Raw genomic sequence first — 10,995 nt, forward strand, 5'->3', positions numbered from 1 at the left:
GCAGAAAAATATTATCCTTTGATATATAAGGGATAAAAGAAAGGCGTCTTGTCGACGCCTAAGAGCTACAGGAAGAAAGGACTTGGCTGGAATAGTCTCTCGACATCAGAGATGAATTTTTTGTCCGTCAGGAACATAACGACATGATCCCCTTGCTCAATACGCAGATTATTATTCGCGATCATGACATCATTACCGCGTACTACTGCGCCAATAATTGTTCCGGGGGGGAGTTTAATCTCATCGATAGCGCGACCAACGACCCGCGAAGTGCTTTCATCTCCGTGCGCTACAGCTTCAATGGCCTCCGCGACACCGCGGCGCAGAGAGGAAACGCCAACAATATCGGCTTTACGCACATGGCTGAGCAGAGCAGAAATTGTTGCCTGCTGCGGTGATATTGCAATGTCGATCACGCTCCCCTGAACAAGATCAACATAGGCCCGGCGCTGGATCAGTACCATTACTTTTTTGGCGCCCATGCGTTTTGCGAGCATGGCAGACATAATGTTAGCTTCATCATCGTTGGTGACGGCAATAAAAAGATCGACTTGATCGATGTGTTCTTCCGCCAGCAATTCTTGATCTGATGCATCACCGTAAAAGACAATTGTATTTTGCAACTTTTCTGCGAGCTCTGCGGCGCGCTGTTGATTACGTTCAATAAGCTTGACGCTGTAATCTTTCTCCAGCTTATGGGCGAGCCCGGCCCCAATGTTTCCCCCGCCAACTAACATGATGCGCTTGTACGGTTTTTCAAGACGCTGAAGTTCGCTCATCACTGCACGAATATGCTGTGATGCTGCGATGAAAAACACCTCATCACCGGCTTCTACGATTGTTGATCCTTGTGGCCTGATAGGACGATCGTGGCGAAAAATAGCTGCTACGCGTGTATCAATATGCGGCATATGCTCGCGCATAGTTGAAAGCGCGTTTCCCACCAAAGGACCGCCATAATAAGCTTTAACGACAGCAAGGCTGACTTTGCCTTCAGCAAAATTGACAACCTGCAGCGCGCCTGGGTACTCGATCAGACGGTGAATACTGTCAATTACCAGCTGCTCTGGAGCGATGAGGTGGTCAATAGGAACCGCTTCTGAATGGAAAAGTTTATCAGCATCGCGTACATAATCCGGGGAACGGATGCGGGCAATACGATTTGGCGTATTAAACAGCGAATAGGCGACCTGACAGGCCACCATGTTCGTTTCATCTGAGCTGGTCACTGCAACCAGCATGTCGGCATCATCCGCACCGGCCTCACGCAGCACGCGAGGATGCGAGCCGTGGCCCTGAACCACTCTGAGATCAAATTTGTCCTGAAGACTGCGAAGGCGGTCGCCATTCGTGTCTACCAGCGTAATATCGTTGTTCTCTCCGACAAGGTTTTCTGCCAGAGTTCCGCCGACCTGCCCTGCGCCCAATATGATAATTTTCATCAGTCGCGACTCGTTATCTCATTACTTTTTGATTAGCTTAGCGTAAAAGAAGCCGTCACCTTGCTCGGCGCCAGGCAAATTTTGCTGGCCCGGTAAATCAGCGTCGCCGGTTTCGCTGAGAACCGCATCAGCTGTACGTTGTAGGAAGGCTTTTATTTGCTGGCTGTTCTCTTCTGGCAATACTGAACATGTCGCGTAAACCAGAGTGCCGCCGGATTTCAGGTGCGGCCATACGGCATCCAAAATTTCAGCCTGGAGCTGGGCCAGTTCCGCGATATCGCGATCCCGGCGCAGCCATTTAATATCCGGGTGACGGCGAATAACACCGGTGGCGGAACAAGGGGCATCCAGCAGAATACGATCGAACTGTTGTTCGCCACACCATTGGGCTGGATAACGGCCATCGCCTTGCTTGACGGTTGCCTTCATGCCCAGACGCTTCAGGTTGTCGTAGACGCGGGAGAGTCGCTGCTCATCAACGTCGACAGCCAGAACTTGTGCTTCGGGCGCCGCTTCGAGAATATGGGTGGTTTTACCACCCGGGGCAGCGCACAGATCCAGAATTTGCTCGTCGTTTTGCGGATCAAGGAATGTCATGCAGCCCTGAGCAGAGGCATCCTGCACGGTCACCCAACCTGCCTCAAACCCGGGTAATGCGTGGACCGGTACCGGTGTTTCCAGGCGCACGGCGTCAGGGTAAGCGGGATGAGTAAAGCCTTTCATTCCCGCCGCCTCCAGTAATACCAGCCAGCTGTCGCGCGAATGGTGGGCGCGGTTTACGCGCAACCACATCGGCGGGCGCTGGTTGTTCGCTTCCACAATGGATTCCCACTGTGCTGGATAGGCTTTCTGCAGACGTTTCAATAACCAGGAAGGATGTAAAAAGCGGATCTCGCTACGAGAAAATTCAGCTAACAGCTCTTCCTGCTGACGCTGAAACTGGCGCAAGACACCATTTATCAACCCTTTGAGCTGTGGACGCTTAATAGCAACGGCGCCTTCAACGGTTTCCGCCAAGGCTGCATGAGGCGGGATGCGTGTGTATAACAGTTGATAAAAGCCCACCATAATCAGATAGTGCACAACGCGCTGCTTACCCGTCATCGGTCGGGACATGAGCTTGCCGATCAGCCAATCTAACTGTGAAAGTGTACGTAGCACGCCAAAGCATAGCTCCTGAAGCAGCGCTTTATCTTTATCCGAGACTTTTTGTTGCAGCGGGGGCAGAACGTTGCTTAAGGATTGCCCTCGTTCGAGAACCTGTTCAACGGCCTGTGCTGCCAGACTGCGTAAATTGAGTTGTTTTTTCATAAGTACAAAAATAAAAATGCCCGGTAACACCGGGCGTATTAAGAAGGGAGCGTCAGACCAGACGGCTGCCAGGTACAAACCATTCCCGGCGCGAGTTTAATAGATCCTGAGCACTCATGGCTTTTTTCCCGGGCGGCTGTAGCGACAGTAAATTCAGGACCCCGTCCCCGGTCGCGACCTGAATTCCCCGTTTGGTCGCTTCAAGAATGGTTCCCGGCTCGGCGGTTGTAGCCACATTGATAACCGACGCCTGCCAGACTTTTACCGGTTGGCCATCAATTTCTATCCAGCTCATTGGCCACGGGTTAAAGGCGCGAATGCAGCGTTCTAACTGAGCAGCGGAAAGAGACCAGTTGATATGCGCTTCTTCTTTGCTGAGTTTTTGCGCATGGGTAACCAGCGCTTCATCCTGTACAACCGGTTTTGCGGTACCTGTGGCAAGCTGCTTAAGGGTTTCGATAAGCCCCTGAGGGCCAAGGTTAGCCAGCTTGTCGTACAGCGTCCCGCTGGTGTCTTCTGCGGTGATCGGGCACGCAAGCTTATACAGCATATCACCCGTATCGAGACCAACATCCATCTGCATGATGGTTACACCCGTCTCGGCATCGCCAGCCCACAGCGAACGTTGAATCGGGGCCGCACCGCGCCAGCGCGGAAGCAGCGAGCCGTGAACGTTAATGCAGCCCAGGCGTGGAATATCAAGTACGGCTTTTGGCAGAAGGAGGCCATAGGCCACGACGACCATAACATCTGCGCGCAGGTCAGAGACGAGTTGCTGGTTTTCCTGCGGACGTAACGAAACTGGCTGGAATACCGGTATGCCTTTCTCTTCCGCCAGAACTTTTACCGGGCTGGGCATGAGTTTTTTACCGCGACCAGCCGGACGGTCCGGTTGGGTGAACACGCCAACAACGTTATGTCCAGAGGAGAGCAGCGCGTCGAGATGACGCGCTGCAAAGTCAGGTGTGCCCGCAAAAATAATACGTAGTGAATCTGACACGTTAATTCTCGTCCTTAAGCTCGGGCATTCAGGCGATCAAGTTTCTCAACTTTCTGACGAATGCGTTGTTGCTTGAGCGGCGACAGGTAGTCGATGAACAGCTTACCGACGAGGTGATCCATCTCATGCTGAATACAGATTGCCAGCAGACCGTCAGCTTCAAGCTCATAAGGTTTACCGTCGCGATCGAGCGCGCGGATTTTCACCTTTTCTGCACGCGGTACTAAAGCACGCTGTTCAGGAATAGAAAGGCAACCCTCTTCAATGCCTGTTTCTCCGCTCTTTTCCAGCAGCTCAGGGTTAATTAATACCAGCTGCTCTTCACGATTTTCTGATACGTCAATAACGATAATGCGCTGATGAATATCTACCTGCGTTGCGGCCAGACCGATACCTTCTTCAGCGTACATCGTCTCAAACATATCATCGACGATACGCTGAATTTCTGCATTTACTTCTTCTACCGGTTTTGCGACTTTGCGAAGGCGCTCGTCCGGAATATGTAACACTTGCAAAACTGACATAGTTATCCAGAGTTGTGTTCAGGAGTTGGAAAGATTATTACCTCTATTCTAGACAAAACCCCCTGCAATTGACAGTCTCACTGACCAATCGCAAAGATTGTTAAAGTCGCTTGTGGCAGGGGAACAGGGATGACGCCGAGGGAAATTTGGTTACGTTTGATGAGAGTGAGCAGCCTGTATGGCGAAGGTGCTATCAGTGCTGCACGCCAGCTATGTTCATCTCCGACGCTAGAGCGAGAAGAGTTGCGTGCCCGTGGTTTGAATCTGGCGCAATCGAAGCATTTCCTCGGCGTTAACCAATGCGAAATCGATGCCACGCTACAATGGCTGGAGCAACCCAATTGCTATTTACTGACTGCCGAAGATCCGCTTTTCCCACCTCAATTGCGGGCGATTGTCGACTTTCCATGCGCCCTTTTAGTATGTGGAGATCCTGCGCTACTCAGTAGCCGGCAGCTGTCCGTCATTGGGAGTCGGTCACACTCTTGGTATGGCGCTCGTTGGGGAAAACTATTTAGCGAAGCTTTAGCGCGGTATGACATTACGATCACGAGCGGTCTGGCCCTTGGCATTGATGGTATTGCTCATCGTGGTGCGCTGGAAGGGAAAGGTAAAACGGTGGCTGTTTTAGGGAATGGCTTAGGAGAGATCTATCCTCGTCGCCATCAGGCGTTAGCGGAGCAGATAATTAACGGTGGCGGAGCCGTCATTTCTGAGTTTCCGCTGTTCACTCCGCCCCTTCCGGGCAATTTTCCCCGCCGTAACCGGATTATCAGTGGCCTAAGCGCCGGTGTGTTGGTTATTGAAGCTGCGCTGAAAAGTGGCTCATTAGTGACGGTTCGTTATGCGCTGGAGCAGGGAAGGGATGTCTTTGCTCTGCCAGGGCCGATTGGCAGCCCGGGTTCAGAAGGCCCTCATTGGCTTATCAAGCAGGGCGCGATTCCCGTAACAGCCCCTGAAGATATCGTCGAATACTGGCGAGATGAGCTACCGAATATTCTTCCCGAGCCAAATGACGTAAATAATTGCGGTGATCGGCCTTCTGTAGCATTGCCATTTCCAGAGCTCCTGGCTAACGTAGGAGATGAGGTAACACCTGTTGACGTTGTCGCTGAACGTGCCGGCCAATCTGTGCCAGTAACCGTAGCCCAGCTACTAGAACTGGAGTTAGCAGGCTGGATCGCAGCTGTACCCGGCGGCTATGTCCGATTAAGGAGGGCAAGCCATGTTCGACGTACTGATGTATCTGTTTGAAACTTACATCCATAACGAAGCAGAAATGCGCGTGGATCAGGACAAGCTAACTCGGGATCTGACCGATGCCGGTTTTGAACGAGAAGATATCTATAACGCCCTAATGTGGCTCGAAAAACTGGCTGATTACCAGGAGGGGCTTGTTGCACCTATGCAGCTAGCTTCTGACCCACTCTCGTTACGAGTATATACTGACGAGGAGTGTCAGCGTCTTGACGCGAGTTGCCGGGGATTCTTACTGTTCCTTGAGCAAATTCAGGTGTTGAACCTCGAAACACGGGAAATGGTGATAGAGCGCGTGCTGGCGCTGGATACGGCAGAATTCGATCTGGAGGATCTCAAATGGGTGATTCTGATGGTGCTGTTCAATATTCCCGGTTGCGAAAATGCCTACCAGCAAATGGAAGAATTACTCTTTGAAGTAAATGAAGGTATGCTGCACTAACTTTTTTGCTGCGACATTAGAATTGTTATGACCAAAACAGCGCTGTTTTCGGTGCGTAAAAACGAACCTTGCCCGCAGTGTGGGGCTGAACTGGTAATACGCTCCGGGAAGCACGGGCCTTTTCTCGGCTGCTCGCATTATCCTGACTGTGACTATGTCCGGCCCCTGAAAAATCAGGCGGACGGGCATATTGTTAAAGTTCTGGAGGGGCAAACGTGTCCGTCTTGCGGCGCAGTGCTGGTGCTACGCCAGGGGCGTTTTGGTATGTTTATCGGTTGTAGCAGCTATCCTGATTGCGAACATACTGAACTTATCGATAAGCCGGATGAAACTGCAATAGCCTGCCCGCAATGCGGGCAAGGGCATCTGGTTCAGCGCCGTTCACGTTATGGAAAAAACTTCCATTCCTGCGATCGTTACCCCGATTGCCAGTTCGTCATTAACTTCAGGCCAGTGGCGGGCGAGTGTCCTGAGTGTCATTACCCGTTGCTAATCGAAAAGAAAACGGCGCAGGGCGTTAAGCGCTTTTGTGCCAGCAAACAATGTGGAAAGCCGATATCGGCGGAATAAATCTGTGAATAATAACCTGCCCTCAGAAGCCATCGTACGCGCTGTGGCGCTTCTGAATAATGAACATGTCATTGCCTATCCAACAGAAGCCGTTTTTGGCGTCGGTTGCGATCCCGATAGCGAAAAAGCCGTCATGAGTCTGCTCGCACTTAAGCGGCGTCCCGTTGAAAAGGGGCTGATTCTGATTGCTGCGAACTTTGAGCAACTCAAGCCGTATATTGACGATACGCAATTGAGCGATGAGCAGCTAGCGGCTATTTTTTCGTGTTGGCCTGGGCCGGTAACATTTGTCTTCCCGGCCTGCGCTTCAACGCCGCGTTGGTTGACCGGGCGCTTTAATTCATTGGCAGTACGAGTCACGGATCATCCGCTGGTGGTCGAACTGTGTAAGGCTTACGGGAAACCGCTTGTTTCTACCAGCGCAAATTTATCTGGTCTGCCACCTTGTCGCACGACGGCTGAGGTTTATACGCAGTTTGGCGCGGATTTCCCGGTAGTCGATGGGGCAACGGGAGGCCGTCAAAACCCATCTGAAATACGTGATGCCTTGACGGGCGAACTCTTCCGCCAGGGGTAACTCATGGAAACTTATGCCGTCTTCGGACACCCGATTGCCCATAGCAAGTCGCCATCTATTCATCGGCTTTTTGCGCAGCAGCTGCACATTACGCATCCCTATGGCCGTATCCTGGCTCCGCTCGATGATTTTGTTACCACGCTCGATACCTTCTTTAATGAAGGCGGTAAGGGAGCGAACGTCACCGTGCCTTTTAAAGAAGAGGCCTTCGCGCGAGCGGATGAGTTAACCGAACGTGCAGCGCTGGCTGGTGCGGTCAATACGCTTAAACGGTTGGAGGATGGCCGCCTGCTTGGGGACAATACCGATGGTATTGGACTACTGAGCGATCTGCAACGGCTTGGTTTTATTAAACCTGGATTCCGGGTGTTGCTCATTGGCGCAGGTGGGGCTTCACGCGGCGTATTGCTTCCTCTCTTGTCGCTGGATTGCGCCGTGACTATTGTTAATCGTACCTATTCTCGCGCCCATGAACTGGCTACGCTTTTTGCTCATACCGGCAGCGTCCACGCTTTGGATATAGAAGCATTAGGCGGCCAGGAATTTGATCTCATTATTAATGCGACGTCCAGCGGTATTGACGGCGATGTTCCCGCGATCCCTGTTACATTAATAAATCCCCGTGTCTGTTGTTATGACATGTTTTACCAGAAAGGCTGTACGCCATTTTTAACACTATGCCGGCAACATGGTGCCACCAAATGCGCTGATGGGCTGGGAATGCTGGTGGCGCAGGCTGCCCATGCGGTGCTGTTATGGCATGGCGTACTGCCAGAAATTACGCCAGTCATTGCGGCTTTGCAGAAGGAACTGAATGCATGAACCAGGCTATTCAGTTTCCAGACAGAGAGGTATGGGATGAAGCGCATCAATGTATCGCTTTTCCGGCATTAGTTAACGGCATGCAGCTAACCTGCGCCTTAACGCTAACCGGTCTCAAGAAGCGTTTTGGCGGTGAAGACCCTGCGCAATGGCTGGCCGCTTTTCGTGAACATCGCTGGGATCTGGAAGATGAAGCCCAGGTTCTCATTCTCGACCAGCAGGAAGATGCTCAGGGTTGGATCTGGCTTTCCTGATCGAGATAATCACCTTTCCACTTTACATAGTTATTCGCTGAATATATGAGCCCCGCGATTTCCGCCTCCGTCAGGGGGCGTATCTGTTTTACCGGGTTGCCAAAGTAAAGATAGCCACTCTTGAGACGTTTGTTCTGAGGAACCAGACTACCTGCGCCAATCATTATGTCGTCTTCAACAATCACGCCATCCAACAAAATCGAACCCATCCCCACCAGTACCCGATTACCAATAGTGCAGCCGTGTAGCATCACCTTATGGCCGACGGTAACATCATCGCCAATGATTAATGGATTGCCTTGCGGTTTGGAAGGAGACTTATGTGTGACATGTAAGACGCTACCGTCCTGAATATTGGTGCGAGCGCCTATTTCGACGTAATTCACATCACCGCGAATCGCGACCAGAGGCCAGATACTGACGTCATCAGCCATTCTGACATCACCGATCACCACGCTGCTGCTGTCGATCATCACGCGCAGGCCCGTTTTAGGGAATAAATCTTTATAACGACGCAAACTGGTGGTCATGGTTACCTCAATAAATGAAGGGAGTGCAGAGACTTTGGTTGCTTTTTTGGCCGTCTGCAACCCTTTATTGTGGTAAAAAGTGAGCGGATTGAGCAAGAACACCGCGAAGCGGCTGAAAAACCATCATTTGGAAAAAAAGATCGAAAAAAGGCTTGTGCAAAAAAATGGGATCCCTATAATGCGCTCCCACTGACACGGCAGATGTGAGTCACTTCACAAACAGCCCGGTCGGTTGAAGAGAAAAAATCCTGAAATAACGGGTTGACTCTGAAAGAGGAAAGCGTAATATACGCCACCTCGCAACGGTGAGCGAAAGCCGCGTTGCACTGCTCTTTAACAATTTATCAGACAATCTGTGTGGGCACTCAAAGTGACATGGATTCTTAACGTCGCAAGACGAAAAATGAATACCAAGTCTCTGAGTGAACATACGTAATTCATTACGAAGTTTAATTCACGAGCATCAAACTTAAATTGAAGAGTTTGATCATGGCTCAGATTGAACGCTGGCGGCAGGCCTAACACATGCAAGTCGAACGGTAGCACAGAGAGCTTGCTCTCGGGTGACGAGTGGCGGACGGGTGAGTAATGTCTGGGAAACTGCCTGATGGAGGGGGATAACTACTGGAAACGGTAGCTAATACCGCATAACGTCGCAAGACCAAAGAGGGGGACCTTCGGGCCTCTTGCCATCAGATGTGCCCAGATGGGATTAGCTAGTAGGTGGGGTAACGGCTCACCTAGGCGACGATCCCTAGCTGGTCTGAGAGGATGACCAGCCACACTGGAACTGAGACACGGTCCAGACTCCTACGGGAGGCAGCAGTGGGGAATATTGCACAATGGGCGCAAGCCTGATGCAGCCATGCCGCGTGTATGAAGAAGGCCTTCGGGTTGTAAAGTACTTTCAGCGGGGAGGAAGGCGATAAGGTTAATAACCTTGTCGATTGACGTTACCCGCAGAAGAAGCACCGGCTAACTCCGTGCCAGCAGCCGCGGTAATACGGAGGGTGCAAGCGTTAATCGGAATTACTGGGCGTAAAGCGCACGCAGGCGGTCTGTCAAGTCGGATGTGAAATCCCCGGGCTCAACCTGGGAACTGCATTCGAAACTGGCAGGCTGGAGTCTTGTAGAGGGGGGTAGAATTCCAGGTGTAGCGGTGAAATGCGTAGAGATCTGGAGGAATACCGGTGGCGAAGGCGGCCCCCTGGACAAAGACTGACGCTCAGGTGCGAAAGCGTGGGGAGCAAACAGGATTAGATACCCTGGTAGTCCACGCTGTAAACGATGTCGACTTGGAGGTTGTTCCCTTGAGGAGTGGCTTCCGGAGCTAACGCGTTAAGTCGACCGCCTGGGGAGTACGGCCGCAAGGTTAAAACTCAAATGAATTGACGGGGGCCCGCACAAGCGGTGGAGCATGTGGTTTAATTCGATGCAACGCGAAGAACCTTACCTACTCTTGACATCCAGAGAACTTAGCAGAGATGCTTTGGTGCCTTCGGGAACTCTGAGACAGGTGCTGCATGGCTGTCGTCAGCTCGTGTTGTGAAATGTTGGGTTAAGTCCCGCAACGAGCGCAACCCTTATCCTTTGTTGCCAGCGGTCCGGCCGGGAACTCAAAGGAGACTGCCAGTGATAAACTGGAGGAAGGTGGGGATGACGTCAAGTCATCATGGCCCTTACGAGTAGGGCTACACACGTGCTACAATGGCATATACAAAGAGAAGCGACCTCGCGAGAGCAAGCGGACCTCATAAAGTATGTCGTAGTCCGGATTGGAGTCTGCAACTCGACTCCATGAAGTCGGAATCGCTAGTAATCGTGGATCAGAATGCCACGGTGAATACGTTCCCGGGCCTTGTACACACCGCCCGTCACACCATGGGAGTGGGTTGCAAAAGAAGTAGGTAGCTTAACCTTCGGGAGGGCGCTTACCACTTTGTGATTCATGACTGGGGTGAAGTCGTAACAAGGTAACCGTAGGGGAACCTGCGGTTGGATCACCTCCTTACCTTAAAGAACCTGCCTTTGTAGTGTCCACACAGATTGTCTGATGAAAAGTAAATAGCAAGGCGTCTTGCGATTGAGACTTCAGTGTCCCCTTCGTCTAGAGGCCCAGGACACCGCCCTTTCACGGCGGTAACAGGGGTTCGAATCCCCTAGGGGACGCCACTTGCTGGTTCGTGAGTGAAAGTCACCTGCCTTAATATCTCAAAACTCATCTTCGGGTGACGTTTGAGATATTTGCTCTTTAAAAATCTGGATC

The 10,995-nt window shown here is 51.7% G+C and carries 11 protein-coding genes, 1 tRNA gene and 1 rRNA gene; 8 read left to right on the forward strand and 5 right to left on the reverse strand.

Translation table 11 applies throughout. The features are described from left to right. Positions 1-65: 65 nt before the first annotated feature. Genes trkA through def form a run of 4 tightly spaced genes read right to left on the reverse strand, consistent with a single transcriptional unit; the run spans position 66 to position 4,277 of the window. On the reverse strand, positions 66-1,442 hold the full coding sequence (gene trkA, locus K7H21_RS02310; RefSeq protein ID WP_004125888.1) for a Trk system potassium transporter TrkA: 1,377 nt from the start codon (positions 1,440-1,442) through the stop codon (positions 66-68). Between the two features lie 21 nt (positions 1,443-1,463). Beyond that, on the reverse strand, positions 1,464-2,753 hold the full coding sequence (gene rsmB / locus K7H21_RS02315) for a 16S rRNA (cytosine(967)-C(5))-methyltransferase RsmB (RefSeq protein ID WP_223035543.1): 1,290 nt from the start codon (positions 2,751-2,753) through the stop codon (positions 1,464-1,466). 52 nt (positions 2,754-2,805) lie between these two features. Further along, complete coding sequence (gene fmt / locus K7H21_RS02320) at positions 2,806-3,753, reverse strand: methionyl-tRNA formyltransferase (RefSeq protein ID WP_139529544.1); 948 nt, start codon at positions 3,751-3,753, stop codon at positions 2,806-2,808. A gap of 14 nt (positions 3,754-3,767) precedes the next feature. Further along, entirely contained in the window at positions 3,768-4,277 is a 510-nt protein-coding gene (gene def / locus K7H21_RS02325; protein WP_049113989.1) for a peptide deformylase, read from the reverse strand. Between the two features lie 129 nt (positions 4,278-4,406). Between def and dprA the strand changes: the two genes are divergently transcribed. The 6 genes from dprA to K7H21_RS02355 are packed head-to-tail and all read left to right on the forward strand — an operon-like array spanning position 4,407 to position 8,199. Continuing rightward, the gene (gene dprA / locus K7H21_RS02330) at positions 4,407-5,531 is read left to right on the forward strand and encodes a DNA-protecting protein DprA (protein ID WP_004125875.1); all 1,125 of its coding nucleotides are present in this window, start codon (positions 4,407-4,409) and stop codon (positions 5,529-5,531) included. Then, positions 5,503-5,976 (forward strand): DUF494 family protein Smg, encoded by a 474-nt coding sequence (smg, locus tag K7H21_RS02335; protein ID WP_004125874.1) that lies wholly within the window; start codon positions 5,503-5,505, stop codon positions 5,974-5,976. Before dprA ends, smg begins: the two co-directional genes overlap by 29 nt. A gap of 27 nt (positions 5,977-6,003) precedes the next feature. Next, entirely contained in the window at positions 6,004-6,546 is a 543-nt protein-coding gene (locus K7H21_RS02340) for a DNA topoisomerase family protein (RefSeq protein WP_004125871.1), read from the forward strand. Positions 6,547-6,550: 4 nt separating this feature from the next. Beyond that, the gene (tsaC, locus tag K7H21_RS02345; RefSeq protein ID WP_004125868.1) at positions 6,551-7,123 is read left to right on the forward strand and encodes an L-threonylcarbamoyladenylate synthase type 1 TsaC; all 573 of its coding nucleotides are present in this window, start codon (positions 6,551-6,553) and stop codon (positions 7,121-7,123) included. A gap of 3 nt (positions 7,124-7,126) precedes the next feature. After that, positions 7,127-7,945: a shikimate dehydrogenase gene (gene aroE / locus K7H21_RS02350; RefSeq protein WP_004125865.1), complete on the forward strand. Its 819-nt coding sequence runs from the start codon at positions 7,127-7,129 to the stop codon at positions 7,943-7,945. Then, entirely contained in the window at positions 7,942-8,199 is a 258-nt protein-coding gene (locus K7H21_RS02355) for a DUF1488 family protein (RefSeq protein WP_004125863.1), read from the forward strand. The genes aroE and K7H21_RS02355 overlap by 4 nt, the downstream gene beginning before the upstream one ends. Here the strand turns inward: K7H21_RS02355 and K7H21_RS02360 are convergent. After that, positions 8,175-8,729: a gamma carbonic anhydrase family protein gene (locus K7H21_RS02360; protein WP_004125862.1), complete on the reverse strand. Its 555-nt coding sequence runs from the start codon at positions 8,727-8,729 to the stop codon at positions 8,175-8,177. The two genes, K7H21_RS02355 and K7H21_RS02360, sit on opposite strands and share 25 nt — an antisense overlap. A gap of 471 nt (positions 8,730-9,200) precedes the next feature. Between K7H21_RS02360 and K7H21_RS02365 the strand changes: the two genes are divergently transcribed. Further along, positions 9,201-10,740, forward strand: a 16S ribosomal RNA gene (locus K7H21_RS02365). An 85-nt stretch (positions 10,741-10,825) separates the two neighbouring features. Then, a tRNA-Glu gene (locus tag K7H21_RS02370) sits at positions 10,826-10,901 on the forward strand. The last annotated feature ends 94 nt before the right edge of the window (positions 10,902-10,995 follow it).

Origin of the sequence: Klebsiella sp. CTHL.F3a, from assembly GCF_019890895.1 — a bacterium.
Lineage (GTDB): Bacteria > Pseudomonadota > Gammaproteobacteria > Enterobacterales > Enterobacteriaceae > Klebsiella > Klebsiella grimontii.

What these genes read in the sequence shown, in the direction of transcription:
- trkA (WP_004125888.1), bottom strand. Translation starts at nt 1,442, where the DNA reads ATGAAAATTATCATATTGGGCGCAGGGCAGGTCGGCGGAACTCTGGCA.
- rsmB (WP_223035543.1), bottom strand. Translation starts at nt 2,753, where the DNA reads ATGAAAAAACAACTCAATTTACGCAGTCTGGCAGCACAGGCCGTTGAA.
- def (WP_049113989.1), bottom strand. Translation starts at nt 4,277, where the DNA reads ATGTCAGTTTTGCAAGTGTTACATATTCCGGACGAGCGCCTTCGCAAA.
- dprA (WP_004125875.1), top strand. Translation starts at nt 4,407, where the DNA reads ATGACGCCGAGGGAAATTTGGTTACGTTTGATGAGAGTGAGCAGCCTG.
- smg (WP_004125874.1), top strand. Translation starts at nt 5,503, where the DNA reads ATGTTCGACGTACTGATGTATCTGTTTGAAACTTACATCCATAACGAA.
- K7H21_RS02340 (WP_004125871.1), top strand. Translation starts at nt 6,004, where the DNA reads ATGACCAAAACAGCGCTGTTTTCGGTGCGTAAAAACGAACCTTGCCCG.
- aroE (WP_004125865.1), top strand. Translation starts at nt 7,127, where the DNA reads ATGGAAACTTATGCCGTCTTCGGACACCCGATTGCCCATAGCAAGTCG.
- K7H21_RS02355 (WP_004125863.1), top strand. Translation starts at nt 7,942, where the DNA reads ATGAACCAGGCTATTCAGTTTCCAGACAGAGAGGTATGGGATGAAGCG.
- K7H21_RS02360 (WP_004125862.1), bottom strand. Translation starts at nt 8,729, where the DNA reads ATGACCACCAGTTTGCGTCGTTATAAAGATTTATTCCCTAAAACGGGC.